The sequence below is a fragment of the Vicinamibacterales bacterium genome, from assembly GCA_036504215.1.
In the GTDB taxonomy this organism is placed as follows: domain Bacteria; phylum Acidobacteriota; class Vicinamibacteria; order Vicinamibacterales; family Fen-181; genus FEN-299.
In genome coordinates this window covers 55,549-81,297 of sequence record DASXVO010000028.1, presented here as the reverse complement: position 1 = coordinate 81,297, position 25,749 = coordinate 55,549, and the positions used below count along the sequence as shown (strand labels likewise).

21 protein-coding genes and 1 other RNA gene are annotated in these 25,749 nt (G+C 66.2%); 17 read left to right on the top strand and 5 right to left on the bottom strand.

The annotated features are described in order from the left end of the window. Nucleotides 1–13 precede the first annotated feature (13 nt). From ligA to VGK32_06780, 5 genes are all read left to right on the top strand, one after another. Nucleotides 14–2,062 (top strand): NAD-dependent DNA ligase LigA, encoded by a 2,049-nt coding sequence (ligA, locus tag VGK32_06800; GenBank protein ID HEY3381458.1) that lies wholly within the window; start codon nucleotides 14–16, stop codon nucleotides 2,060–2,062. Nucleotides 2,063–2,069: 7 nt separating this feature from the next. Beyond that, a complete protein-coding gene (locus VGK32_06795) occupies nucleotides 2,070–3,581 on the top strand; it encodes a Do family serine endopeptidase (protein HEY3381457.1) in 1,512 nt (503 codons plus the stop codon). Beyond that, complete coding sequence (locus tag VGK32_06790) at nucleotides 3,578–4,951, top strand: sigma-54 dependent transcriptional regulator (protein HEY3381456.1); 1,374 nt, start codon at nucleotides 3,578–3,580, stop codon at nucleotides 4,949–4,951. The genes VGK32_06795 and VGK32_06790 overlap by 4 nt, the downstream gene beginning before the upstream one ends. A 29-nt stretch (nucleotides 4,952–4,980) precedes the next feature. After that, nucleotides 4,981–5,500, top strand: an RNA gene (rnpB, locus tag VGK32_06785) — RNase P RNA component class A. A gap of 80 nt (nucleotides 5,501–5,580) precedes the next feature. After that, nucleotides 5,581–6,519, top strand: a complete 939-nt coding sequence (locus VGK32_06780; protein HEY3381455.1) for an SDR family oxidoreductase — start codon at nucleotides 5,581–5,583, stop codon at nucleotides 6,517–6,519. A gap of 4 nt (nucleotides 6,520–6,523) precedes the next feature. On the opposite strand, the gene VGK32_06775 is transcribed toward VGK32_06780, so the two are convergent. Continuing rightward, entirely contained in the window at nucleotides 6,524–7,756 is a 1,233-nt protein-coding gene (locus VGK32_06775) for an alginate export family protein (GenBank protein ID HEY3381454.1), read from the bottom strand. Between the two features lie 517 nt (nucleotides 7,757–8,273). On the opposite strand from VGK32_06775, the gene VGK32_06770 reads away from it, so the two are divergent. The 10 genes from VGK32_06770 (at nucleotide 8,274) to gcvPB (ending at nucleotide 17,053) form a co-directional block, all read left to right on the top strand. Next, nucleotides 8,274–8,618 (top strand): helix-hairpin-helix domain-containing protein, encoded by a 345-nt coding sequence (locus VGK32_06770; protein HEY3381453.1) that lies wholly within the window; start codon nucleotides 8,274–8,276, stop codon nucleotides 8,616–8,618. Nucleotides 8,619–8,748: 130 nt separating this feature from the next. After that, nucleotides 8,749–9,330, top strand: a complete 582-nt coding sequence (locus VGK32_06765) for a GspH/FimT family pseudopilin (protein HEY3381452.1) — start codon at nucleotides 8,749–8,751, stop codon at nucleotides 9,328–9,330. A 77-nt stretch (nucleotides 9,331–9,407) separates the two neighbouring features. Further along, nucleotides 9,408–9,788 (top strand): hypothetical protein, encoded by a 381-nt coding sequence (locus VGK32_06760; protein HEY3381451.1) that lies wholly within the window; start codon nucleotides 9,408–9,410, stop codon nucleotides 9,786–9,788. Between the two features lie 183 nt (nucleotides 9,789–9,971). Then, the gene (locus tag VGK32_06755) at nucleotides 9,972–11,360 is read left to right on the top strand and encodes a sigma-54 dependent transcriptional regulator (GenBank protein ID HEY3381450.1); all 1,389 of its coding nucleotides are present in this window, start codon (nucleotides 9,972–9,974) and stop codon (nucleotides 11,358–11,360) included. A 204-nt stretch (nucleotides 11,361–11,564) separates the two neighbouring features. After that, nucleotides 11,565–12,359 carry a hypothetical protein gene (locus VGK32_06750; protein HEY3381449.1) on the top strand — a complete coding sequence of 265 codons (795 nt, stop codon included), beginning with the start codon at nucleotides 11,565–11,567 and terminating at the stop codon, nucleotides 12,357–12,359. A 17-nt stretch (nucleotides 12,360–12,376) separates the two neighbouring features. Continuing rightward, complete coding sequence (locus VGK32_06745) at nucleotides 12,377–12,568, top strand: hypothetical protein (protein ID HEY3381448.1); 192 nt, start codon at nucleotides 12,377–12,379, stop codon at nucleotides 12,566–12,568. Between the two features lie 153 nt (nucleotides 12,569–12,721). Beyond that, on the top strand, nucleotides 12,722–13,837 hold the full coding sequence (gene gcvT, locus VGK32_06740) for a glycine cleavage system aminomethyltransferase GcvT (protein HEY3381447.1): 1,116 nt from the start codon (nucleotides 12,722–12,724) through the stop codon (nucleotides 13,835–13,837). A 3-nt stretch (nucleotides 13,838–13,840) separates the two neighbouring features. After that, on the top strand, nucleotides 13,841–14,206 hold the full coding sequence (gene gcvH / locus VGK32_06735) for a glycine cleavage system protein GcvH (GenBank protein ID HEY3381446.1): 366 nt from the start codon (nucleotides 13,841–13,843) through the stop codon (nucleotides 14,204–14,206). Continuing rightward, on the top strand, nucleotides 14,203–15,555 hold the full coding sequence (gene gcvPA, locus VGK32_06730; GenBank protein ID HEY3381445.1) for an aminomethyl-transferring glycine dehydrogenase subunit GcvPA: 1,353 nt from the start codon (nucleotides 14,203–14,205) through the stop codon (nucleotides 15,553–15,555). The genes gcvH and gcvPA overlap by 4 nt, the downstream gene beginning before the upstream one ends. 28 nt (nucleotides 15,556–15,583) lie before the next feature. Continuing rightward, the gene (gcvPB, locus tag VGK32_06725) at nucleotides 15,584–17,053 is read left to right on the top strand and encodes an aminomethyl-transferring glycine dehydrogenase subunit GcvPB (protein ID HEY3381444.1); all 1,470 of its coding nucleotides are present in this window, start codon (nucleotides 15,584–15,586) and stop codon (nucleotides 17,051–17,053) included. Nucleotides 17,054–17,144: 91 nt separating this feature from the next. Here the strand turns inward: gcvPB and VGK32_06720 are convergent, their stop codons facing one another. Then, nucleotides 17,145–17,969: an amino acid racemase gene (locus tag VGK32_06720; protein HEY3381443.1), complete on the bottom strand. Its 825-nt coding sequence runs from the start codon at nucleotides 17,967–17,969 to the stop codon at nucleotides 17,145–17,147. Continuing rightward, entirely contained in the window at nucleotides 17,966–18,850 is an 885-nt protein-coding gene (locus VGK32_06715) for an aminotransferase class IV (protein ID HEY3381442.1), read from the bottom strand. Before VGK32_06715 ends, VGK32_06720 begins: the two co-directional genes overlap by 4 nt. Before the next feature lie 388 nt (nucleotides 18,851–19,238). Between VGK32_06715 and VGK32_06710 the strand changes: the two genes are divergently transcribed. Together VGK32_06710 and tsaE are read left to right on the top strand one after the other, a co-directional pair. Continuing rightward, entirely contained in the window at nucleotides 19,239–20,804 is a 1,566-nt protein-coding gene (locus tag VGK32_06710) for an NAD(P)H-hydrate dehydratase (GenBank protein ID HEY3381441.1), read from the top strand. Nucleotides 20,805–20,832: 28 nt separating this feature from the next. Then, nucleotides 20,833–21,285, top strand: coding sequence for a tRNA (adenosine(37)-N6)-threonylcarbamoyltransferase complex ATPase subunit type 1 TsaE (tsaE, locus tag VGK32_06705; GenBank protein ID HEY3381440.1), 453 nt, complete (start codon nucleotides 20,833–20,835; stop codon nucleotides 21,283–21,285). On the opposite strand, the gene guaB is transcribed toward tsaE, so the two are convergent. Then, nucleotides 21,270–22,799 carry an IMP dehydrogenase gene (gene guaB, locus VGK32_06700; GenBank protein HEY3381439.1) on the bottom strand — a complete coding sequence of 510 codons (1,530 nt, stop codon included), beginning with the start codon at nucleotides 22,797–22,799 and terminating at the stop codon, nucleotides 21,270–21,272. The genes tsaE and guaB overlap by 16 nt on opposite strands. A 14-nt stretch (nucleotides 22,800–22,813) precedes the next feature. Continuing rightward, complete coding sequence (secA, locus tag VGK32_06695) at nucleotides 22,814–25,705, bottom strand: preprotein translocase subunit SecA (protein HEY3381438.1); 2,892 nt, start codon at nucleotides 25,703–25,705, stop codon at nucleotides 22,814–22,816. Nucleotides 25,706–25,749 lie beyond the last annotated feature (44 nt).

The following is a 25,749-nucleotide window of genomic DNA, read 5'->3' as shown; positions in this document are numbered from 1 at the left end:
CAAGGAGTGCGTCGTGAAACCCGCCGAACGCATCGCTGACCTCCGTGCCCGCATCCGGCATCACGAAGAGCGCTACTACATCCTGAACGATCCCGAGATCTCGGACGCCGAGTTCGACGCCTTGATGAAGGAACTCGAGGCGGCTGAGGGTGAGCACCCTGAACTCGTCACCCCCGAGTCGCCGACCCAGCGCGTCGGCGGACGACCGGCCGAAGGGTTCGTCAGCGTGGCGCACGAGAGCCCGATGCTCTCGCTCGACAACTCGTACAACGAGGACGAGTTGAGCGCCTTCGACGACCGGCTGCGGCGCGGGCTCGCGGACGACGGGGTGGCGGCGACCGATCTCGATTACGTGGCGGAGCTCAAGATCGACGGTCTCAGCATCTCGCTCACGTACGAGGACGGACGTCTGGTTCGGGGCGTCACGCGCGGTGACGGGTTCCGAGGCGAAGACGTCACGTCCAACGTCAGGACGATTCGCGCCATCCCGTTGACGCTGCCCGGCGGCGCTGCATCCGGACGGCTCGAAATCAGGGGCGAGGTCTACCTCCCGCGAACCATGTTCGAGCGCATCAATCACGAGCGGGAGGACCACGACGAGCCGGCGTTCGCCAACCCCAGGAATGCCGCGGCCGGGACGATGCGAAACCTGGACCCGCGCGAGGTGGCGCGGCGGGGGCTCTCGGCCTTCGTCTACCAGCTCATCGATCGCCGCGGCGACGTCGCGGGACGCCATTCGGAGATGCTGACGCGGTTGCGCGCGCTCGGATTTCCCGTCGAGCCCAACTGGCGGACGTGCCGCGGCGTCGAGGCCGTGCTCGCCTACTGCGAGGAGTGGAAGGAGCGGCGCCGGTCGCTTCAGTTCGATACCGACGGCGTCGTGATCAAGCTGGACGAACTCGCGCTGCGCGAGAGGGTCGGGGCGACGGCGAAGTTCCCCCGGTGGGCCATCGCGTTCAAGTTTCCGCCCGAGCAGGCGACCACCACGCTGCTGAAGATCGAGGTGAATGTCGGCCGGACGGGAGCCGTGACGCCGTACGCGGTGCTCGAACCCGTTCGGTTGTCGGGCTCGACGATCCAGATGGCGACGCTGCACAACGAGCAGGAGATTGCACGCCGGGACATCCGGCCGGGCGACGTGGTGCTGATCGAGAAGGGCGGGGAGGTCATCCCCAAGGTCGTCAAGCCGGTTGTCTCGCTGAGAGGACCGGACGTCGTCCCCTGGAAGATGCCGAAGGAATGCCCGACCTGTGGCAGCCAGCTGCACAAGCCGGAGGACGAGGTGGTGTGGCGGTGCGTGAACATCGCGTGCCCCGCACGGTTCCGGCGAAGCCTCGAGCACTTCGCGTCCAGACGGGCGATGAACATCGAGGGCTTGGGCGAGGCGCTCGTGGCGCAGTTGATCGGCGCCGGTGTCGTGAAGGACTTCGCCGACCTCTATCGCTTGACGTCGCCTCAGCTCGAAGCCCTCGAGCGCATGGGTCGGAAATCGGCTCAGAACCTGCTCGAGCAGATCGACCGCAGTCGAGGGAACGACCCCTGGCGCCTGCTCTACGCGCTCGGAGTGCGCCACGTCGGCGAGCGCGCGGCGCAGGTGTTGCTCGAGTCCTGCGGTTCGGTCGAAGCGCTGGAAGACGCACCCGTCGAACGCCTGACCGAGATTCACGAGATCGGCCCGGTGCTCGCCGCGTCCGTTCGCGAGTACTTCGACGAGCCACGCAACCGTCAACTGGTCGAACGCCTGCGTGAAGCCGGCGTGAGGACAGTGGCTCCATCGTCCACAGAGGAGGCAACAGGGGCAGGCGACAGGCTCGCTGGCCGGACCTTCGTGATCACCGGCACGCTGCCCACGCTGTCGCGCGACGCGGCGAGCGCCGCGATCGCGGCACTCGGCGGGAAAGTCGCGACCTCGGTGAGCAAGAACACGAGCTACCTGGTCGTGGGCGACGAGCCGGGCAGCAAGCTGGACAAGGCGCGTGCCCTCGGAGTGCGGACGATCGGGGAACCAGAACTGCTGGCGCTCCTCGCAGGGTCCGAAGCCGGCGGCGACCAGTGCTTATAATAACTAAATGAACCTGCGCTTTGCACTCGTGGCGATTGCGCTCACCGGCGCGGTTGCGTTCTTCACCGGGTTCACGGTCGCCGGGTCGCTCCAGCCCCTCTCGGCCGGCGCGGTCGTCCAGACGCGCCCGGGTGCCACACCGAGCCGCCGTCCGACGGAGCCTACTCCGGCTGGCGCGGTCAATTTCGCTGACGTCGCGGCGCGGATCAATCCGGCGGTTGTCAACGTCGACGCCACCTCGCATGGTCGGCGTCACGGCGGAAGGCCGGACCGTGAGTTCGTCGATCCGCTGGACGATCCGTCCGACGAGACCCCATCCCCCGACGGCAGTGATGCGCCGCGTCGTGGAGAAGGGAGCGGCTTCATCATCGATCCGGCCGGCTACGTCCTCACGAACCAGCACGTCATCGACCGGGCCGACCGCCTGACGGTGAAGCTGGCGGATGGGCGGAGCCTGCGAGCGCGGCTGATCGGAGCCGATCCCGACACCGACATCGCCCTGCTCAAGATTGATGCGGACGCGCCCTTGCCCACCGCTCCGCTTGGCGACTCGTCGCAACTACGCGTCGGGGAGTGGGTGTGCGCGATTGGCAATCCGCTCGGCTACGAGCACACGCTGACGGTGGGCGTTGTCAGCTACCTGGGGCGCAAGTTGTTCGATCGGAGCCTGGACAACTACATTCAGACCGACGCCGCGATCAACTTCGGCAACAGCGGCGGCCCCCTCCTGAACGCACGCGGCGAAGTGATCGGGATCAACACGGCCATCAGCTCGCACTCGAGCAGTATCGGCTTCGCCGTGCCTATCGACATCGCCACGGGGAGCCTCGCGCAGCTCAAGGCGCGCGGGCGCGTCGTCCGTGGCTACCTCGGCGTGTCGCTGCGAGAGGTCGACCCCGACCTGCGGGAGTCGCTCAGGCTGAAGGACGGGGATGGCGCCCTGGTCGAAGACGTCTCGCCTGCCTCGCCCGCCGAACGCGCGGGCGTGAGGACCTACGACCTCATTGTTTCCGTGGACGGCCATGCCGTGAACAGCGATGATGATCTCATCAAGACCGTCTCTGCGCGCGACCCGGGGACGGGCGTGAGAATCCGGCTGGTGCGGAACGGGCACGCGCAGGACGTGACGGTGACGCTCGCCGAGCGGCCGGGCCGCGAGGCAGACGGCGAGCCGGCCGGGTCTGGCCCGGCGCCGTCGGACATCGACCGCTCGAATTCTGGCGGAGGGATTGGTCTGACGGTGGCGGATCTGAGCAAGAAGATCGTGAGACACCTGCGGCTCCCGAGCGGCGTGCGCGGCGCGATCGTCTCAAAGGTCGAGCCGCTGAGTCCTGCGTACGATGCCGAGATCGAACGAGGCGACGTCATCCTCGAAGTCAACCGCCAACCGGTGTCGTCGGCAGCCGACTACCGTCGTCTGACGGCGGCGGCGAAACCCGGCCAGGTGCTGGCCTTGTTCGTCTTGATGCCCGGTGGGCAACACGCGCTGCGCACAGTGCGCGTCGAAAGCACGCCATGAAATCTCGCATTCTGGTGATCGACGACGATGCGGCTGTCCGCGAATCGATGCGGATGATTCTCGAGTACGAAGGCTACGAGTTCATCGGGGCGTCTTCCGGGCCGGACGGCATTACGGTGGTCGAGCGTGAGTCACCGGACCTCGTGTTCCTCGACATCAAGATGCCAGGAATGGACGGCCTCGAAGTGCTCGACCGGGTCAAGGCGATGACCGACGTGCCGATCGTGATGATCTCGGGCCATGGGACCGGTGCCACAGGGGCCGACGCGATCAGGCGGGGTGCCTTCGACTTCATCGACAAACCGCTGGCCACCGATCGAATCCTCGTCACCATTCGCAACGCGACCGAACAGCGCCGCATGAAGGACGAGGTGAAGGACCTGAGGCGCGCGGTCGAGTCGAAGCACGAGATGGTCGGCAGTTCTCCGCAGATCCGTCAGGTGATGGAAGCCGTGCGGCGTGCGGCGCCGACCAACGCAACCGTGCTGATCCAGGGTGAGAGCGGTGTTGGCAAGGAACTGGTGGCTCGTGCCATCCACCGCAACAGTCTCCGAAGTCGCGAGCGCTTCGTCCAGGTGAATTGCGCCGCCATTCCCGAGGAACTGATCGAGTCCGAGCTGTTCGGTCACGAAAAGGGGTCCTTCACTGGAGCGACCGAGAAGCAGATTGGGAAGTTCGAGCAGGCCGACCGGGGAACCATCTTCCTCGACGAAGTCGGCGACATGAGCCTGAAGACCCAGGCGAAGGTGCTGCGCGTGCTCCAGGAAGGAGAGGTGGAGCGCGTCGGGTCGTCGCGGACAATCCGAGTCGATGTCAGGGTCATCGCCGCCACCAACAAGGACCTGGAGCGCGAGATCGAGAAGGGGACGTTCCGCGAGGACCTGTTTTTCCGGCTCAGCGTCATTCCTGTCTTCGTGCCGCCGCTCCGGGAACGCGCGGAAGACATCCCTCTGTTGGTTCAGCACTTTCTCGATGCCCTCGCGCGCGAGAACAACTTCCGCCGTCGGCGGGTGACGCCGCAGGCGATGGAGGCGCTGCGACGCTATCGGTGGAAAGGCAACATCCGGGAATTGAGGAACACCGTCGAGCGGATGATCATCATGTCTCCGGGAGACACGGTCGACACCGATGACCTTCCCGAGGCGCTGCGGTTTGACGCTCGTCCGGCTCCCACGGATAATGGGGGGGAGTCGCGGGCCGCGGCGACGCTACGCGAGTTCAAGGAAACCTCCGAGCGCAGCTTCCTCGTGCAGAAACTGCGTGACAACGGATGGAACATCTCGCGCACCGCAGAGGTGATCGGAACGCCGCGCAGCAATCTGTACAAGAAGCTGGAGTTCTACAGGATCAGCCAGGAGACCGACGGGTAGTCTCCGCGTTCTTTGACAATTTGCCGCAGGAAGCCAGACGATCGCTGCTCGCCGATCGTCCCGCCACGTCCGCGTGACGGGAGACGCCGGTGGGGAGAGGAAAGTCCGAACTCCGCAGGGCAGTGCGCCGGGTAACGCCCGGTCAGGGTGACCTGAAGGAAAGTGGCACAGAAAATATACCGCCCGACTTTGCGCCTTCGGCGCTTCGTCGGGGCAGGCCCTCGTGGCCTGCCTTGCGGAGCGCGGCGTGGTGAGCACATGGCTTGCTGCGCCGTCGCCCGGAGGGCGGAGGCGAGTAAGGGTGAAAAGGTGCGGTAAGAGCGCACCGCGCCGACGGCAACGCCGGTGGCAGGCAAAACCCCGCACGGAGCAAGACCAAATAGGGAGGCGCCATAGGACGGCCCGTCCGAGGCCTCCGGGTAGGTCGCTGGAGCCCGCCAGTGATGGCGGGACTAGAGGAATGATCGTCCCGCCGAAGCCTGCCAAAGTGCGCCGAGAGGCGCGCGAAGGCGGGCGGAGGCGGACAGAATTCGGCTTACGGCTTCTCTGCGGCGCTCTCTCTACGCTCGGCCCACTGCGAGTAACACTAACCACCGGCTATTGGCCATTGGCCACCAATCACTGCGCTTATGTCCTTGTATCTCGTGACCGGCGGCGCCGGATTCATCGGATCGCATCTCGCGGAAGAACTCGTTCGCCGCGGCGAGCGGGTTCGCGTCGTGGACAGCCTGATCACCGGCAAGCGTGAAAACCTCGCGCACGTGCCGCAAGTCGAGTTCCGTCAGGGCGACCTGGCTGACGGCGATGTCGCCCGGCACGCCGTCGACGGCGTGGACTACGTGCTTCACCAGGCGGCCATCCCGTCGGTGCCGAGGTCCGTCAAGGACCCGGTGACGTCCAACCGCGCGAACATCGACGCGACATTGAACGTCCTGGTGGCTGCCCGCGACGCCGGCGTCAAGCGTCTGGTCTACGCCGGATCGTCTTCGGCGTACGGCGACACGCCCACGCTGCCGAAGCACGAGGAGATGCCGACCAAGCCGCTGTCGCCGTACGCCCTGCAGAAGCTCGTCGGCGAGCAATACCTGGCAATGTTCACGACGCTGTATGGCCTCGATACCGTCACCATCCGGTACTTCAACGTCTTTGGCCCGCGCCAGGATCCTTCATCGCCCTATTCCGGTGTCATCTCGCTGTTCATCACGGCGCTCCTGCACGGCCAGCGGCCGATGATCTACGGCGATGGCGGGCAGACGCGCGACTTCACGTACGTCGCAAATGTCGTTGACGGCGTGCTCCGCGCGTGCCACGCCCCGGGCGTTGCCGGTCAGATGATGAACGTGGCCACCGGCGGACGCATCAGCCTGAACGATCTGCTCACCACGCTGTGCGACCTGCTCGGGGTGCGGATGGAAGCGGTGTACTCCGACGCGCGCGCCGGGGACGTGCGCGACTCCCAGGCCGACATCACGCGGGCAAGACGGCTCCTGGGGTACGAGCCCACCGTCGACCTCCGTCAGGGCCTCGAGCGCACGCTGGCGTGGTATCGGCAGGCGGATGTCGCCTGACGCGCTAGCCTCCCAACGTCCAGGTCTTCTGCAGCGCCCAGACCAGTTCGGCGCGGAAGAAGTACCCCGATGCGGTGTGCGAGTAGAACGTCCCCGGGACCAGGTATTCGTAGAGGACGTGGCCCTTCAGCGTTGGGCTCAGCAGAAGATCGGCGCGCGCCTGTACGAGGTGTCCCCGCGAGGTGCCGCTGGCGAATGTGTCTGGGCTGCCGGCGAACGGGTGGAAGGCCGTGAGGTAGTAGTACGTCCCCCTCACACTCAACGAGCGGTGGGGGACGAACGTGGCCTCCGCCTGCCACAGCGCGGTGTTCGTCCAGTAGGAAGCGCCCACTTCTGGTCCGAGCGAGTAGATGTAGAGCTCGCTCCACTTCGGCCATCGGCTCAACACGGGATCCCACCGCTCGCTTTTCGCCGTTGCAGGATCATCACCGGACATCGCCGTATAACCCACCAGCAGCGTCGGCTTCCATGCGCGCGCGAAGGCTCGCCGGACATTCAAGTAGCCGCCCCACGCCCGAATCGACGTCGAGGGAGCCTGCGTGCCCCACTGCCCCGCGAACTCACCCGTCACCGTCCACGCGCCACCAACTCCGCGCGCAACGCGGGTACCCAGGGTGTTCACCGCACGATTCGGCTGGAGCTGCGGATGGCCGGGCGGCCGGGAGTCGCCGCGTTCGTCCTTCCAAAGGCAGTAGATCTGCACATCGGTGCCGGCAGCGCGCGTGTCGGTGTAGTAGGCGCCGAGCAACCGCTCGTTCCATTCGGTGAGGCTCTTCTTCTTGTCGCGGATGACCGGCAAGTAGATGTCCCGATGCGGGTCGGATAGCGCGATGAGTTCGAGTCTGGCCTGAGGCCTCGGGGTCCACGCGAGCGTCACCCCGTTGGTGTAGAAGCTCCGCGACCCGTCGCCCGTCGTTCCGTCGGAGAGGATGAATCCGTCACCTCTCGCGAGATTCTGGCGGCCGACACGAATCGCCAGCGCTTCGGTCGGTCTGAGGTCCACGTACAGGTTCTCGATGATCGTCTCGTCGAGTGTCAGCGGCAGGCTCGGCTCGGTCTGCGCCTTGGACTCGTTGTTGAGACCGACGAAGAACGACCACCGGGAGCCGAACGACACCTTGGTCCAGACCCGGGTGCGGAACCGGTACTGGCGTCGCGCGTCGGCAGCCGCCGAGGTGTGATCGACGATGTCGTTCCAGTGCTCCGTCCGGAACCGCTCTTCGAAACCGATCTGCACGTTCGATCCAGAGGTCGACCGAACAGGGGGCGCCGGGGTTTGACCGAGCGTCGGCCTTGGCGACGCCGTGAGCGCCACGACGAGCGCGCCGAACACGGCGACCCTCTTCTGCCGCCGGCGGCATTCACATCGCATCGATCAGCAGCCGTTCCCGCAACTGTGGCGCCCTCCAGAGAACTGCAGTTGCCCGTTCTGGCCCCAGTTTCCGGCCCTTCTGAGTGTCGTCTTGGTCAGAGTGACAACCGCGGTGGTCGCTGGCGCTGCGCGCCGGCACTGCCACCAGCGCGCTCCCATCCGCTGTAACGCTAACACGTCTGAAGCACAGTTGTTTGGACTGACGAACCCGTAGAGCGAATACCGGCAGCGCGCTTGCCTCGAGGGGGGGTGACCCCGGTTGGCCGTCGCGGTGGCGGTGCCCGACCTCGAACCGATGCTGGGCGGCCTGCCGGGGGCCGTTGCAGGTGAGTGGATAACGCGCACATCGCCGAGGTCGATCGCACACAAAAAGGGAGGAGTCATGCGCCGAGTCAGTACCGTGGCGGCTCTGTGTCTCATCGCGCTGGTCGTCGGCCATCTCGTGGTGGCTGCGCAGACAGCAGCGCCGGCCAGAACCTCGAAGGTCCCGGCCGGGACCGTCGTCAACATCAACACGGCCACCGCCGACCAGTTCGACGCGTTGCCGGGCATCGGGGCGAAGATGGCGGCCCGCATCGTAGACTACCGTCAGAAGAACGGCAGTTTCAAGAAGCTCGAGGACCTGATGAACGTCAAGGGGATCGGAGAGAAGAACTTCCTCAAGCTGAAACCCCTGATCACGATCGGCCAGCCAAAGCCCGTCGCGGCCAGCGGGCAGCCCCAATAGGCGTCAGGGCCGAACGACGGGCATCGCCGGAGGGCTGGTCGCTGCATGGACGCCGCCCACTCGGGCCGGACCTGCGCTGTATCGCCCGTCGGCCGTCCCTCCGGGTGCCCGCCGCTGATGGAGAACCCCAATGTCGCGCCGAGGGTATTCGCTCATCGAACTTGTCGTTTGTGTGGCACTGATGCTGGTGCTCGTCGGTGTTGCGACACCGGCCTGGCTGATCGCCCGCGCCGGGGTACGAGCCGTCGGCGCCGCGGACTATGTCGCATCGCGGCTGCACGTCGCCCGACTCGAGGCGTTGAAGCGCCGCGCAAACGTCGCCGTCCGCTTCGAGGCGGAAGCCGGCGACTTCCGGTGGGCGATGTACGCTGACGGCAACGGGAACGGCGTTCGCACGGCCGAGATCGCCGCGGGTATCGATCCCCTCATCCGGGCGCACGAGCGGCTATCCGACCACTTTCCTGGCGTCGGCTTCCGCATCCTCGACCTGGCCGAGCCAATCGATGGAGCCGACGGCGCCGACCAGGCGGACCCGATCCGGGTCGGTCGCAGCCGGATGATCTCCTTCAGTCCCACAGGGACGTCGAGTTCAGGCACTGTCTACATTGGCGGACAAGGACCGCATCAGCTGGCCGTGCGCGTGCTCGGGGCCACCGGACGCATCCGAGCCCTCACGTTCAATTTTTCATCAGGGTCGTGGGAACCACGGTGACGGGCTGCCCGACGCCCGATCGTCGCCGTTGCCAGCGGGTGAGCGATCAGGCTTGCGGATGGATCACGAGCGCCAGGGTGCGTCCAGGTCGGGAGATCGGCCTGCTCGACCTCTCGGCAGGAGGCGCTCTCATCGAGGCTCCCACCCGTCTGCTCCCCGGCACCTGCGTGGAACTCCAGTTGGCGGCGCCCGGCTGGCGCTGGACGGTCACGGCACGGGTTCTTCGCTGCCGTGTCTCGGCCCTCGTTCCGGACCAGGGCGTTCGCTACAAGGCCGCGCTCATGTTCGAGCGAGCACTTGACCGACTGGAGGCAGCGCCCCGCGAGCGGCACCTTGCATACCGGTTTGACACCAGAGCGCCGGCAGGGTATGCGGTGCCCAGACGCGAGCACGATGCGTCAGCGCGGATGGGTAACGACTACCCGCCGGCGACCGCGTTCGCCGACGGCGTTCCGTGACAGGAGCCATTCGACCGCCTGACGACCAGACTCGGCTTGGCACCACGCTTGAAGCTGGAATCGGCAGTGATAGTGTCGTCTGCTCCGGAGGGCACGATGATCAGCGCCGACGAACGCCCAGTGATTCAGGGGGGCAGGAGGGCACCACGTCGCTGGATGCGAAGCCGGGACCGACGGCGAGGGATGGCCCTCATCCTCAGCTCGCTCGCCCACCAAGTCCGCGGCGGCGGCGAGCCATTCCTTCTGCGTCCGCGCCTCGAGCTGGCACTGCGGGACTTGTTGAAGGCCCAGTCCGTCAGGCTCCGCGACCGGCCGTCGGGCGGGGATGGCACACCACCGTCCCCGCCCGGCGCCGTTCGCCTCGATGTGCCGACCCGCCAGGGACAGCCTACGGTCGTGATGGAAGTGGCTCTGGCGGCTGAGCCGCGGCTCGACGAATGGGGGTATCAGTTGCTGCGCCTGGCGTGCGACGTCGCGGCGCTGGTCGTGGAGATTGACTGGCGTTTGACGGAGGTGTCGACCAAGACGGCGCCGACGACCCGGCGCGCCGCCCCGGCGGTCTCGCAACTGGTCGGTACGAGCGAGGTCATGTGTACCCTCCGGGAACACATCGCGCGCGTTGCCGCTACGGACTTCACGGTGCTCATCCAGGGTGAGAGCGGCACGGGCAAGGAACTGGTCGCCCGGTTGATCCACGACTCGTCCTGGCGGCGGCACGGGCCGTTTGTCGCCGTCAACTGCGCAGCTATCGTCGAGTCGCTGCTCGAGGCGGAGTTGTTCGGGATCGAAGACCGGACGGCCACGGGCGTCCGGGGGCGGCGTGGAAAGTTCGAGCACGCGGATGGCGGCACGCTCTTCCTCGACGAGGTGTCCGATCTGGCGCCAGCCGCCCAGGCCAAACTGCTGAGGGCCATCCAGGAGCTGACGGTCGAACGGGTTGGCGGTCACTGCAGCCGAAAAGTCGACGCACGCATTGTTGTGGCGACCAACCGGAGCCTTCGAGAGTTGGCGGCGCGAGGGGCTTTCCGCGAGGATCTGTACTATCGCCTTTCGGGCGTCGAGTTGCACGTTCCGCCGCTTCGCGATCGGCGCGAGGACATCGCCGCGCTCAGCGAGCACTTCCTCTCTCGCTACCAAACGCCGCGTCCGCTCACGTTGACGACGTCGGCCGCCGAGGCCCTGGCGATCTACGATTGGCACGGCAATGTCCGGGAGCTCGAGAGGGTGATCGAAGGGGCAGTGGCGCTGGCGCGTTCAGAGTGGATCACCATCGACGATCTGCCGCCAGCGTTACGCGGCGACTGCGCGGAAATCCTGCTCCCGTCGTTGATGCGTGACGACACGATGCGGGCATGGGCGACGCGCTATGCCCAACTGGTGCTCGAACGGTGCGGCCAGAACAAGCGGCACGCGTGTCGAATCCTCGGGATCAGCTACCACACGCTTCAAGCCTATCTGCGTCGCCGTCCGCACGAGGGGACGGGGGTTGACGCGTTGACCGCGTGGCAGGCTCCGCCGACCCCTGCGGATCCTCGCCCGGCTGCGGCAGAGCTCATTGTGACAGGAGGGTAGCGGGCCAAATCCCGGATGGGCCGTGCAGGCAACCGGACTCCGGGGTTGGACACGGAACGACAGCGAGGTCGGCCAGCGCGGGGCGTGCCGCGCAGTGCCGGGTGCCTCCGGCAACACGGCCAGTGAGGCGGGCTGGGCCATCCAGGAGGTCGCACACTGGCTCCGGGTCGACAACGACTCGACCCGGCGATCCGGAGGTGTGGGATGGAGCGTCAGTCGTGGATTCACGCAGTACTGCTGCTGGCCGCGGCAGGGATTCTCGTGGGATCGACCGCGGCACTCGGCTCGCCGCCGACCGGGCGGCCCAGAAGCCAGGCAGCGCCAACGGTCCGACCGGCTGCGAGCGCCGGCCAGGCGGGGCATGGCGTGCTCTTCGAGACCCGGATGACCGTTGATGGCGGGACACAACTCCTGGCGGAAAGCCCGGGAGTGCGGTACGAGAAGACGGTCTACTCGGACCATCTCGAGGTCGTGTTGGCTGCGGAGAACGAACGCGTCGTTCTGCGTGCGGATGCGAGCGGCTCGCTCTCGGTAACGCGCGACGGGCGGACGCGAGCCTTGTCGGCCACCAAGCTCACCAAGCGCGACTTGTTGCAGGTCAGAAACCTGCTGGCCGGCTCTGACGTCGTGGCGGCGTTCAGGTTGCTGGCAGGGGAACTGGAAGACGACGACTCGCCTGCGGCCGAGTCGACGTCAGTGACGGCGGCCATGGTGGGCCTGCTCGACGGCGACGTCGGGGCCCCGAATCGGATGGTCCAGCGCATCCTGCGCAAACATGGTGCGCGTCTGCGCCAGGTCGTGCTCCAGCGGACTGCCCGTGACTGCTGGGAGTCGTACAGGTGGGAGGCGCTCCGGATCGCGGAGGACACGGCTGACTGCGCCGGCCGTCAGCGCTGGAACCCGATATGGCAGTCGGCCTGTGGCGCGGAGTTCATCATTCGCGCGGAACTCAACTGGTTCTGGGTGATCGCGTGCTCGGGCGGTTTCCCAGGTCAGTAGGTGAGAGGAGGACAAGCGTGGGCCAGGCATCCTCGGCGTTCCGCGTACTCATCGACGTCGTCTTCGGTCTGCTCCTGGCGGGCATCGTTGTCGGCGTAACGGTGCCGGTGAACCCTGCGTCCATTGGCCCGGCGGTCGCCCTTGGCGTGACGATGCTCTGCGTCGCGGCCGTCGTGTTGATCGACTGGCGATTGTTCAAGAAACCGTAGTTGTCAGGCAGGGTCCGGGTGCGTCCCGGACCCTCTTTGTGCGTACGGCGTTCTGTCTCGCGCCGTCCTCTCGCCGCGCCTTGACCACGCGCGCGGCTGCATAGTAGTGTTACTTGTCTGTCAGTGGTCCGCCCCTTCTTTCCTGGCCAGGCGATGTCGCACTCTGCACGACCACCCCGGAAAACGCCGCTCGATGCCTGGCATCGCGCCCACGGCGGTCAGATGGTGGCATTTGCCGGGTGGGAGCTGCCGGTCGAGTACTCCGGGGTGACCGAGGAACATCTGGCCGTCCGAACGCGGGCGGGGCTCTTCGACCTGACACACATGGGACAGGTCGAGTTGGCTGGCAAGGACGCCCTCGCCGCCGTTCAGCACATGACGAGCAACGACGCGAGCGGGCTCGTTGTCGGACAGGCTCAGTATTCCGCGCTGACCACACCATCCGGGACATTCGTGGACGATGTACTGGTGTACCGGTTCGGGAGCGGTCATTTCCTGTTCGTTGTCAACGCGGCCAACGTGGACAAGGACTTCGCCTGGATCACCGGGCAGGTCGAGCCGTTTGGCGACGTGTCGGCGGTGAATACGAGTTCGCGATACGCGCTCATGGCGCTCGAGGGCCCGGCGGCGGCGGAGGTGCTCCAGGCGCTGACCGACACCGAGCTTGATGCGGTTGAGCCCCATGGTTTTGCGCATGGGGAAGTGGCTGGCGTTCGCGCGACGATCTCTCGCACGGGGTACACTGGCGAGAGCGCGTACGAGGTGTTCACCCCGCCGCAGTCCGCGGTGAAGGTGTGGGACGCCATCCTGCAGGCCGGCAAGAGCGCGGAGGTCGTTCCCGTTGGTCTCGGCGCGCGTGACACGCTGCGCCTGGAAGCGGCGGTACGACTCCACGGGAACGATATCGACGAGACGACGAGCGTCCTCGAGGCCGATCTCGAGTCGATCGTCAGCTGGCAGAAGGGGGACTTCAACGGCCGCGCCGCGCTGGCCGGGCAGAAGGCCCGTGGCCTCTCCCGGCGGCTCGTGGGTTTCGAAATGACCGACCGCGGAATTGCCTGCCGTGGCGACGAAGCGTTCGTCGGTGATCGGAAGGTGGGAACCGTGACGAGCGGTGCCCAGACCCCATTCCTGAAGAAGGCGATTGGCATGGCGTACGTGTCAATGGCCGACACCGAGCCAGGCACCGGGTTCGAGGTGGATTCGCGGGGCCGTCGCCTGAAGGCCCGTGTGGTGCCGCTGCCGTTCTACCAACGTCCGAAGGGGTGACTGATGTATCCGGAAACCTACAAGTACACCAACGACCACGAGTGGATTGATCTGGCCACCGGCCGGATGGGCGTGACCGATTACGCGCAGAAGCAGCTGGGCGACATCGTCTTCCTGGAACTGCCTGAAGTGGGTAAGACGGTGAAGAAGGGCGACCAGGTGGGGTCTGTCGAGTCGGTGAAGGCCGTTTCCGAGGTCTTCGCGCCGATGTCCGGGACGGTGACCGAGGTCAACGCGGCCCTGGCGGAAAAGCCGGAAGCCATCAACCATGACGCTCACGGCAGCTGGATGGTCGCCATCAAGACGAGCGACCCGGCTGAGGCGCAGGACCTGCTCGATGCCGCGAAGTACGCAGAGTTGATCAAGTGACGCATCCATACATCCCCAACACAGATCAGGACGCGCGGCTGATGCTCGAGGCCATCGGGGTCCCGAGCATCGACGCGCTGTTCGAGCCGATTCCCGCGGCCGTTCGACTCCACCGCGAGCTCGATCTGCCGCCGGCGCTCTCCGAGCCGGACCTGCTGGCGCACCTGGGTGCGCTCGCGGCTCAGAACGCCGATTCCTCGAAGGTCGCGACGTTTCTAGGCGCGGGCGCCTATCGCCACTTCGCGCCCTGCTTCATCGACCAGTTGCTGCTACGGTCGGAGTTCTACACGGCCTACACGCCGTACCAGCCGGAGATTGCGCAAGGGACGCTGCAGGCAATCTTCGAGTTCCAGACGCTGGTGTGCCAGTTGATGGGCACCGACATCGCCAACGCCTCGATGTACGACGGCAGCACCGCCATGACGGAAGCGGCGATGATGGCCTGCCGCATGACGAAGCGGGACCGCGTTGTCGTGGCACGGACGGTCCACCCCCACTATCGCGAAGTGCTGGACACGTACGCGAAGAACCTCGGCCTCACGATCGTCGAGGCCGGATTCGAGGCCGATGGAACGATCGACCGTGCCGCGCTGGCCGACGCGGCGAGAGGTGCGGCGGCGGTGATCCTGCAGTACCCGAACTTCTTTGGCGTCATCGAGGACCCGCGCGAGGCGGTGGAAATTGCGAAAGCCGCCGGGGCACTGAGCGTCGCCGTTGTCACCGAGCCGGTGGCCATGGGCCTCCTCGTCCCGCCAGGCAGCCTCGGAATCGACATCGTCGCGGGCGAGATGCAGGCGTTCGGCGCGCCGGTCGGGTTCGGTGGGCCGTACTGTGGCGTGATGGCGGCTTCCGAGAAGTGCATGCGGCAGATGCCGGGGCGCTTCGTGGGCGAGGCCACCGACACCGAGGGCCGGAAGGGCTACGTTCTCACGCTGGCGACACGTGAACAGCACATCCGGCGCGAGAAGGCGACGTCGAACATCTGTACCAACTCGGGCCTCATGGCCCTGGCTGCGACGATGTTCATGGCGGCGTATGGGAAGCAAGGGCTGCCCGCGTTGGCGCGGCTGAATTTCGACAAGGCGCACTACGCCCGGGAGGCCATCGTCAGGGCCGGCGGGAAGGCGGGAGTGACCGCGCGCTTTGCTGGACCGTTCTTCAACGAGTTCGTGGTCGGCGGCCTGGGGGATGCCTCGGCCGCGCAAAAACGGTTGCTGGGTTCCGGGCTCGTGGCCGGGCTGCCGCTCGGGCGGTACTACCCTGAACTCCAGGACTCGCTGCTCGTGTGCGTGACCGAGCTCAACGGTGTCGAGGACATCGATCGACTGGCCGCGGCACTCGCAGGATGACCTGCCAACCGGCCGGAAACAGGAAGCCATGACCACAGCTGATCACCGCGATCAATTGATCTTCGAACAGGGCACTCCAGGGCAGCGAGGCTACTCGCTTCCCGCACAGGACGTGCCGTCGGCGCCGCTCGAAGGGGCGATTCCCGAGGGGCTGGTGCGCCGGGAGGTCTCGGGGTTTCCCGAGGTGACCGAGGTTGGGCTCGTGCGGCACTTCACTCGTCTTTCCACCTGGAACTACGGGGTGGATACGGGGATGTATCCGCTCGGGTCCTGCACGATGAAGTACAACCCCAAGGTGAACGAGGCGGCTGCACGGATACGCGGCTTTGCCGAGTTGCACCCGCTGGCGCCCGACGACGTCGCCCAGGGGGCGCTCGCCCTCATGCACGCCCTGGTGCAGATGCTGGGGGAAATCACCGGACTGCCGGCGGTGACGCTGCAGCCGGCGGCCGGCGCGCACGGTGAGCTGACCGGGATGATGATGATCCGGAAGCACCTCACCACGCGCGACGGCAATCCGCGGAAGGTCGTGCTCATCCCCGACTCGGCCCACGGCACGAACCCGGCGAGTGCGCATTTCTGCGGCTACGAGGTGCGCCAGATCACGTCGTGCGCCCGGGGTAACCTGTCGGTGTCGGCGCTGGCAGAGGCGATGACGCCCGACGTCGCCGCGCTGATGCTGACGAACCCGAACACGCTCGGAATGTTCGAGGACGAGATTTGCGAAGCCGCGCAGATCGTCCATGCGAAGGGCGGTCTCGTGTATTGCGATGGCGCGAACATGAACGCGCTCATCGGCAGGGCCAGGCCGGGCGACTTCGGCATGGACATCATGCACCTCAACCTCCACAAGACGTTCTCCACGCCTCATGGAGGGGGAGGCCCGGGTTCCGGCCCGGTCGTGGCGGTCAAGGAGATGGAGCCATACCTGCCGACGCCGGTCGTCGTGGCAACGCGCGACGGTATGCATCTCGACTACGAGCGGCCGCTCTCGGTCGGGCGGGTCAAGGCATTCCACGGTAATTTCGGGATGCTCGTCCGTGCGTACGCCTACATCCGATCGCTCGGGGCGGAAGGCATCCGGAAGACGGCTGAGAACGCGGTCTTGAACGCGAACTACGTGCGCGCCAGGCTGCGGGGCACCTACGAGATTCCGTACGACCGCCTCAACATGCACGAGGTGATCTTTTCGGACCACAAGCAGAACGAATACGGCATCACCACCCTCGACATCGCGAAGCGGTTGATCGATCTCGGCTTCCATCCGCCCACCATCTACTTCCCGCTGATCGTGCACGGAGCGCTGATGGTCGAACCGACCGAGAGCGAGGGCCTTGCCGAGATGAACCGGTTCGTGGAGGCCATGCAGCAGATTGCGGAAGAGGCGAAGACCCAGCCGGAGATGCTGAAGAAGGCGCCGGTCACGACGCGGCGGAGCCGCTTCGACGAGGCCACGGCCGCGCGCAAGCCCGTGTTGCGGTGGAAGGCCGGTCTCTAGTCCGGCCGATTTGGCACGCTGACCGGACAGCGAGAGGGGCGCACGCCGCACCGGTGCGCCCCTTGGACTTCGGCCGCGTCGCCCAGGCCGCCTAGACGTCCCTGACCAGAAACTCCCCGGGATCGCGAATACCGTACGCCAGGTCGAGCAGGACCTCCGCCGCCACTGCCAGCGGATCGACGAGCGGCACGGTGGAGAACTGATCGGGCGTGAGCCCGACCGACACTTCCGTGCAGGCCGCCACCACCACCTGCGCGCCCTGCCCGGCGCACCACTCAGCAGCCGTCGCCAGGCCGCGGCGGGCGCGGTCCGAGATGTTGGCGCCTGTCGCCTTGATGCCCCACGTCGGTTCGAAGATCGCGTCCATGACCAGCCGCTGGGGCTCCGTGCTCACGCCTGGGGCAATCGCCACGAGGCCGCGCTTCTGGAGCGCGCGATGGTACAGCTGTGTGTTCAGCGTGCCGTCCGTTCCAAGAACACCGACCGCCCGAAGCGAAGGCCAGGTGTCCCGGATATGCCCGACGGTGATGTCCATCAGGTGGACCCAGGGAATCCGCAGCGTGCGTTGCACCGCCGAATGATAGGCATGCGCCGTATTGCAGATGACAAATAGCACGTCAGCGCCGGCCTTCTCGATGACCTGCGCATAGTGCCGGATGTACGGTTCAGCGTTCTCTCCGGTCCCCGCCAGACTCGCCATCCGATTCGGCGTGGACGACGCACTGACCAGCAGCCAGACGGGATGGTCCTGGTCGGTCCGTGCTCCACGTCGATGCCGGGCCGCCAACAACTGCTGCTCGAACTGTGTGTGCGAGAGTGGTCCCACGCCTCCGTAGATCCCGGGCAGACAGCACTGACCGTCCGCCAGGAACCGGTTCGATGGGGCTGCGGCATTCCGCGTTCCGGGCTCGGTCATACGGAGAGCATCTCGCGAAGACGGCGTTGGTACTGAGCGTGAAGCTGCCTGGTCACGCGCCCCGGGCGTCCATCGCCAATGACCCGGTCGTCCACCTTCACGATCGGCACGATCTCCTGCGTGGAACTGGTCAGGAAGCACTCGTCCGCGTCCAGGAGATCGCTGTCGTGGATGGTGGTCTCACGAATCGTGACTGCGGCAGCCGGGGCGATCTCGAGCACGAAGGCCCGTGTGATGCCGGCGAGGAGTCCGGCGTCGAGCGGCGGCGTCGAGACGATGCCACCCTTCACGACGAAGATGTTCGAGATCGACCCTTCGGAGATCTCGTTGCGGTAGTTCCGCATGATGCCCTCGAAGGCTCCGCGGCGGTACGCTTCCTGTGCCGCCAGAGCGTTGTTGAGCAGGTTGTTGGACTTGATCATCGGGCTGACCGAGCCCGGGTGATTCCGGAGCACGGGCACGAGCGCCGCACGCACGCCCTGCGCATACACCTCGGGTGCGAGCGCCGTGAACGGCTTGGCGATGACCACCACCGTCGGCGACAAGCACGCCGCGGGGTTGTAGTTCATCTCTCCGACGCCACGGGTCACCATGAACCGCACGTACACGTCGTCGGTCGCATCAGGCTGCGCGAAGAACGCATCGGTCGTCTGCCGCACGCGCGCCTCGAACTCGACGTCGGTGAACGGGAGTGCCAGGGAGAGGAAGGCTGCCGACCGCCGCAGCCGGTCCAGGTGGCGATCGAAGAGAAACGGCTTTCGTCCGTAGGTGCGGACCACCTCGTACACGCCCTCTCCGTACAGGAACCCGTGGTCGAGCACCGAGACGACCGCGTCCTGATCCGTGGTGATTCGTCCGTTCACATTGATGATGGCTGCCATTCAGGCCCTCCCGGCGATGAGTTTCCTGCAGCTACCCTTCGACTCAGTCGTGTTGACCAACGTCTCGCGCAGGGAGCGCCCGTTTCATAGGGTGCGCAGGGCGCGAAGCATGGCCAACACAAGTGAGCTCAGGTTTCAGACGCCAGCCGACGTGTGGCCACTGATGCTCACGAGACGATTGGGGACACGAGAACCTCGTCGCGAGGGGCTGCGTGCGGCGGTGGCGGCACACGGCCGCGGGACCACGAAGGCTGACCGCGACCGACGCGAGACTAGCGTACTTCGCGACGATGGGGAGGCGCAAGCCTTCGTGCGGCTGCGTTCGTACGGCGGTCAACCGTCGAACCTCGGTTGACAAAGGTTCGAACCCGGGACGAAGATCCTCGCGATGAGAATCCTGAACGCGGACCAGATGCGTGACGCGGATCGCCGGACGATCGACGAGATCGGCATCCCATCGATTGTCCTCATGGAGAACGCCGGCCGGCAGGTCGTGACGACGCTGCAAGCCACGTTCGAAGACCTGTCGGAGCGCAAGGTGGCCATCCTGGCGGGTCGCGGCAACAACGGCGGCGACGGTTTCGTTGTGGCGCGGACGCTGATGCAGGCCGGAGTCGAGGTGTCGGTGTTCGTGCTTGGTTCGATCGGCGATGTGCACGGCGACGCGCGGGTCAACCTGGAGATCCTCGGCCGGCTCTCGCTCCCCGTCGTCGAGATTGCCGGAGAGGAGCAATGGGAGCTGCACGCGTCAGAGATTGCCGGTTGCGACGTCATCGTCGACGCGCTGTTCGGGACCGGCCTCCGCACGCCGCTCGTGGGGCTGATGGAAACCGTGGTGGCGGACGTCAACAGCATGCCGGTGCCGGTCGTCTCCATCGACCTTCCCAGCGGCATTTCGGCCGACACCCACGAGGTGATTGGTCCCTGCATCGAGGCGATGCTCACCGTCACGCTCGGCGCGCCCAAGATTCCCCTGGCGCTTCCCCCGGCGCGCGGGATGGCCGGAGATCTGGTGGTGGCGGATATCGGGATTCCGATCGGCGTGATCGATGCGCTCGAGGGGCCGGACACAAGGCTCATCACGCGGGCCGACGTGAGCGGACTCGTGCCGGAGCGCTCGCGCGAGGCACACAAGGGCGATTTCGGGCATGTCATGATCGTCGGCGGCTCACGCGGCAAGACCGGGGCCGCACACCTGGCCGCCATGGGCGCACTGCGCTCGGGCGCCGGCCTGGTCACCGTGGCCACTGCCGCTTCCTCCCAGCCGGTCGTGGCGGCACTCGGTGCCGAGTACATGACCGAGGCGCTCGCGGAAACTCCGCTTGGGACAATCGACGTGTCGGCGCTCGACGCCGTCCTCGCTGCCGGGCGACGTGTGATCGCGGTGGGGCCGGGGCTCGGCACGGGCGACGCGGTCGGTCAGTTCATCACCGGGCTCGTCGAGCGCACGCGCGCGCCGCTCGTGCTGGATGCGGACGCCATCAACGCGTGCGCCAGCGCCCCGGGGCAACTTGTGGCGCGCGACGGCCAGGTCATTGTCATCACTCCGCACCCAGGAGAGATGGCCCGCCTGCTCGGGGTGACGACCGAAGACGTCCAGGCGCATCGGCTGGACATCGCGAGGAACTTCGCAACAACGCACGGCCTCTACGTGGTGCTCAAGGGACACCGCACGATCATCGCAACGCCGAAGGGCAGGGTCTTCATCAACCCCACCGGAAATCCAGGAATGGCCACCGGGGGTACCGGTGACGTCCTCACGGGGATGGTGGCTGCGTGGCTGGCCCAGCTCGGCGATGCCGAGTCAGCCTGCGTCGTCGCGGTGTATCTGCACGGACTGGCCGGCGACCTCGCGGCTGACGACGAGGGTGAAGTGTCGATGACCGCAGCCGACCTCGTCCTGCACATCGGGGACGCCGTCATGGCGCTGGCGTCGACGAAGCGCGAAGGGTGAAGCGCCAGTGGGAGTCTCCGTGGAGATCGTGCACACACAGTCCGAACAGGGGACATCCGCGTGCGCGGCCCGGTTCGCCGCCGTGCTGAAGCCCGGAACGGTCGTATTGTTGTCGGGCGACCTGGGGGCCGGCAAGACGGCCTTCGTCCGCGGAATGGCGGCTGGTCTCGGCCTCGATCCCGACGAGGTCAACAGTCCGACGTTCACCCTCATCCAGGAGTACCGCGGTCCGCGCACGCTGTCGCACGTGGACCTCTATCGGGTGGAGAGCGCGGAAATCGACGAGCTCGGCCTCGAAGAACTCTCCGAGAGCGGCGCGATCGTGGCGATCGAGTGGGCCGAGAAGCTGAAACGCCCCCCGCTCGGCGCCATCCGGGTAGAGATCCTGGACAAGGGCGAGGACGAGAGAGAGATCCGGATCAGTCGAGACTCCGAACGTGCGAGCGCCGGCGACCGGCCGCGTGTCTACTCCGACCGGTAGTTCGGCGCTTCCTTCGTGATGATGACATCGTGCACGTGGCTCTCGCGCATGCCGGCCGGGGTGATGCGCACGAGGTGCGCGTTGGCTTGCAGGTCGATGATGTTCGGGCACCCGCAGTAGCCCATGCCCGCGCGGAGGCCGCCCACGAGCTGGTGAATCATCGCGGCGACCGACCCCTTGTAGGCCACACGCCCCTCGATGCCCTCCGGGACCAGCTTCTCGCTGCCTTCCTGCGTCGCCGCGTCCAGGTCGAACTCGTCCTGGAAGTAGCGGTCGCGGCTCCCGCGACGCATCGCGCCGATGGAACCCATGCCGCGATACTCCTTGAAGCTGCGGCCCTGGTACAGCACCACCTCGCCGGGGCTTTCGTCGGTGCCGGCGAAGAGGCTGCCGACCATCACCGCGCTCGCTCCAACCGCAATGGCCTTCGTCATGTCCCCCGAGAACCGGATGCCGCCATCCGCAATGATCGGGACGTTGTGCGGTCCGGCGGCTCGGGCACAGTCGAGCACGGCCGTGATCATGGGGACGCCAATGCCCGCGATCACGCGCGTGGTGCAGATCGAACCGGCGCCGATTCCAACCTTCACGGCGTCCACGCCGAGTTTGATCAGGTCTTCGGTGGCCTCGGCGGTCGCCACGTTGCCGGCAATCAGGTCAACGTCCGGGAATCGCCGCCGCATCTCGGTGACCGCGTCCAGCACCTTCTGCGAGTGTCCGTGCGCGGTGTCCACCACCAGCACGTCCACGTGCGCCGCGACCAGCGCTTCGGCGCGATCGAACGCATCCTTGCCGACGCCCACCGCTGCGCCCACCCGGAGCCGTCCCAGCGTGTCCTTGCAGGCCGCCGGGTACTTGATCACCTTCTGGATGTCCTTCACGGTGATCAGGCCCTTCAGCCTGAACGCGTGATCGACGACCAGGAGTTTCTCGATCTTGTGGCGATGGAGAATCTCACGCGCCTGGTCGAGCGTCGTCCCGACCGGCACCGTGATGAGGTTCTCGCGGGTCATGATGGCCGAGATCGGGCGATCGACGTTCGTCTCGAACCGGAGATCGCGGTTCGTCAGGATGCCGACCAGCCGCCCCTCCTTGCTGCCGTCCTCGGTGATCGGCACGCCCGAGATCCGGTACTTCTTCATCAACCCGAGCGCTTCGTAGATGCGGTTGGTGGGGGAGAGCGTGATCGGGTTGACGATCATGCCACTCTCCGAGCGCTTCACGCGATCGACCTCGGTCGCCTGTTCCTCGATGGTCAGGTTCTTGTGGATGATCCCGATGCCGCCGTGCTGCGCCATCGCGATCGCCAGGCCGGACTCGGTGACCGTGTCCATGGCCGCGCTGATCAAGGGGACATTCAGGCGGATGTTCCGCGTCAGCCGGGTCATGACGTCCACGGCTGTCGGCAGCACCTGGGAATGGCGCGGCACGAGGAGCACGTCGTCGAAGGTGAGCGCGGTCGCCAGTTGAGTTCCGACCTGCAGCATCAATGGGGTCGCTGTCTTCAGCTCCATGTGTCCCTCTGCGCCTACGCACCCGCGCCGTGGCACTTCTTGTACTTCTTTCCGCTGCCGCACGGACACGGATCGTTGCGTCCGACCTTCGGCTCCTCCCGTCGAACGGTCTTGATCACGTCGTCGCCGCCCGTGCGTTCCGGGGTTCTCCCCGATGCACCTGCCGGGGATGAGCCGAAGACCGACGCCGCGTCACCGCCGGCGCTGAGCGTCACCGGGGCCGACCGCCGCGACGGCCGCCGCACGGGCAACGCCTCTTCGGAGGCAACGGGCCGCAGCCACCAGAGGTACCGGACCATCTCCTCGTCGACCCGGTCCTTCATGTCCTGGTACAACGCGTAGCTTTCTTTCTTGTACTCGACGAGCGGATCGCGCTGGCCGTAGCCGCGCAGGCCGATGCCTTCCTTCAGATGGTCCAGGCTGTAGAGGTGGTCCTTCCACTGCACGTCCACGATCTGGAGCATGATGTCGCGCTCGACGCGGCGCAGGATATCCGATTCGACGAGTTGCTCCTTGTCGGCGTAGCGCTTCTTCACGCGCTCCCAGAGGCCGTCGCGCAGATCGTCCACCGGCTTGCCGGCGTCGAAGCCGACAATCGCGAAGTCGCCGCTGTCGAGGGCGAACAGCCGGGTCAGCTCGAGCTTCATCGCCTCGAGATCCCAATCGGCTGGATCGATCTGTTTGCTGCAGAACGTGTCGACCGTGGAATCGACCAGATCCTCCGCAAGTACCTTCAGGTAGTCGCGCGTATTGACCGGCTCGGCCTCCGTGCGGATCAGGCCTTCGAGAATCTCACGGCGCAGCGAGTAGATGTTCTCCCGCTGCTTGTTCATCACGTCGTCGTACTCGAGGAGATGCTTGCGGACGGAGAAGTTCTGCGCCTCGACCTGTTTCTGGGCACGCTCGATCGCGCGCGTGACCATCTTGTGCTCGATCGGGACGCCCTCTTCCATTCCCAGCCGCTGCATCAGGCCCGAGATCCGGTCGGACCCGAAGATCCGCATCAGGTCGTCCTGGAGTGACAGGTAGAACTGGGACGAACCGGGATCGCCCTGCCGGCCCGCGCGGCCGCGGAGCTGATTGTCGATGCGGCGCGCCTCATGGCGCTCGGTGCCGACGATGTGCAGGCCGCCGAATCGGACGACCTCCTCGTGTTCCGCATCCGTCTGTCGTTTGAAGTGACCGGAGATCCGCTCCCAGTCCTTCCGGCCGACGCGGTAGAAATACTCGATGTGGTAGAAGTAGACGTTTTCTTCGTCGTCTACGAACCGCTCCTGCCCTTTCGGCAGCTTGTCCGCCAGTTCGTCGGCCAGGCACTGCTGGCGCGCCATGAACTCCGGGTTGCCACCGAGCAGAATGTCGGTGCCGCGGCCGGCCATGTTCGTGGCAATCGTCACGGTGGCCTTGCGGCCCGCCTGCGCGACAATCTCTGCTTCCTGTGCGTGATACTTGGCGTTCAGCACGACGTGCTTGATACCGCGCCGGCGGAGCATCGTCGAGAGGTGTTCCGACTTCTCGATCGAGATCGTCCCAACCAGAACCGGCCGGCCGGCGGCCTGCTTCTCGATGACGTCGTGGACGATGGCGTCGTACTTCTCGCCCTCGGTGCGGTAGATGAGGTCCGGGTCCTCCCGCCGCAGCAGGGGCCGGTTCGGCGGGATGACCATCACGTCGAGGTTGTAGATCTTGCCGAATTCCTCGGCTTCGGTCTCCGCCGTTCCGGTCATGCCGGACAGCTTCTTGTACTTGCGGAAGTAGTTCTGGAACGTGATGGTGGCGAGCGTCTGGTTCTCACGCTCGATCTTCACCTTCTCCTTGGCTTCCACCGCCTGGTGCAGGCCGTCGCTCCAGCGCCGGCCTTCCATCAACCGGCCCGTGAACTCGTCCACGATGACGACCTGGCCGTCCTTGACCATGTAGTCCACGTCGCGCTTGAAGAGCGTGTGCGCGCGCAGCGCCTGGTTGGTGTGGTGGAGGAGCGGCATGTTGGCGGGGTCGTACAACCCGCCCGGCTGCAGGCGGCCGCCGAGCATCTGCTCGGCCTTGGCCATCCCGCTCTCGGTGAGCGTCACCGTCTTGTGCTTCTCGTCGACGAGGTAGTCGCCGGTCGTCTCGAGCGCTTCGCGATCTTCGGCCTTGGTGTCGCCCCGCGTGACGGCACCGGCCTTCAGGCGCGGGATGATGCGATCGACCTCGTAGTACAGTTCCGTCGATTCCTCGGCGGGCCCGGAGATGATGAGCGGTGTCCGCGCCTCGTCGATGAGGATGCTGTCCACCTCGTCCACGATGGCGAAGTGGTGCCCGCGCTGGACGTAGTGCGCGAGCTCGAACTTCATGTTGTCGCGGAGGTAGTCGAAGCCGAACTCGTTGTTCGTGCCGTAGGTGATGTCGCAGCCGTATGCCACCTGCCGCTCGGCGTCGGTCAGTTCGTGCTGGATCACGCCAACGGTCAGTCCGAGGAACCGGTAGACGCGCCCCATCCACTCCGAGTCGCGTCGAGCCAGGTAGTCGTTGACCGTGACGACGTGCACGCCCTTGCCTGCAAGCGCGTTCAGGTATGCGGGCAGCGTGGCGACGAGCGTCTTGCCCTCGCCGGTCTTCATCTCGGCAATCCGGCCCTGGTGAAGCACGACGCCCCCGATGAGCTGGACGTCGAAGTGACGCATGTTCAGCGTGCGCCAGCCGGCCTCGCGGACGACGGCAAACGCCTCCGGCAGCAGGTCGTCGAGCGTTTCACCCTTCGACAACCGTTCGCGGAACTCCACGGTCTTGCCCCGCAGTTCGTCGTCGGTGAGCGGCCGGATTGAGTCCTCGAAGCGGTTGACCGCGGCGATGAGCGGAGCAATCCGCTTCAGCTCGCGTTCGTTCTGGGTTCCGATGACTTTAGCGAGGAGAGCACCAAGCATGTGAGGAGAGATGCCATGACAACGGAGGTATCGACCGATTGTAG

Excerpts from the sequence above, each read along its gene's own strand:
- VGK32_06710 (HEY3381441.1), top strand. The coding sequence starts at position 19,239 with ATGAGAATCCTGAACGCGGACCAGATGCGTGACGCGGATCGCCGGACG.
- VGK32_06770 (HEY3381453.1), top strand. The coding sequence starts at position 8,274 with ATGCGCCGAGTCAGTACCGTGGCGGCTCTGTGTCTCATCGCGCTGGTC.
- VGK32_06720 (HEY3381443.1), bottom strand. The coding sequence starts at position 17,969 with ATGACCGAGCCCGGAACGCGGAATGCCGCAGCCCCATCGAACCGGTTC.
- VGK32_06780 (HEY3381455.1), top strand. The coding sequence starts at position 5,581 with ATGTCCTTGTATCTCGTGACCGGCGGCGCCGGATTCATCGGATCGCAT.
- VGK32_06715 (HEY3381442.1), bottom strand. The coding sequence starts at position 18,850 with ATGGCAGCCATCATCAATGTGAACGGACGAATCACCACGGATCAGGAC.
- gcvT (HEY3381447.1), top strand. The coding sequence starts at position 12,722 with ATGTCGCACTCTGCACGACCACCCCGGAAAACGCCGCTCGATGCCTGG.
- gcvPB (HEY3381444.1), top strand. The coding sequence starts at position 15,584 with ATGACCACAGCTGATCACCGCGATCAATTGATCTTCGAACAGGGCACT.
- VGK32_06795 (HEY3381457.1), top strand. The coding sequence starts at position 2,070 with ATGAACCTGCGCTTTGCACTCGTGGCGATTGCGCTCACCGGCGCGGTT.
- VGK32_06765 (HEY3381452.1), top strand. The coding sequence starts at position 8,749 with ATGTCGCGCCGAGGGTATTCGCTCATCGAACTTGTCGTTTGTGTGGCA.
- VGK32_06750 (HEY3381449.1), top strand. The coding sequence starts at position 11,565 with ATGGAGCGTCAGTCGTGGATTCACGCAGTACTGCTGCTGGCCGCGGCA.
- guaB (HEY3381439.1), bottom strand. The coding sequence starts at position 22,799 with ATGGAGCTGAAGACAGCGACCCCATTGATGCTGCAGGTCGGAACTCAA.
- VGK32_06755 (HEY3381450.1), top strand. The coding sequence starts at position 9,972 with ATGGCCCTCATCCTCAGCTCGCTCGCCCACCAAGTCCGCGGCGGCGGC.
- gcvH (HEY3381446.1), top strand. The coding sequence starts at position 13,841 with ATGTATCCGGAAACCTACAAGTACACCAACGACCACGAGTGGATTGAT.
- secA (HEY3381438.1), bottom strand. The coding sequence starts at position 25,705 with ATGCTTGGTGCTCTCCTCGCTAAAGTCATCGGAACCCAGAACGAACGC.
- VGK32_06790 (HEY3381456.1), top strand. The coding sequence starts at position 3,578 with ATGAAATCTCGCATTCTGGTGATCGACGACGATGCGGCTGTCCGCGAA.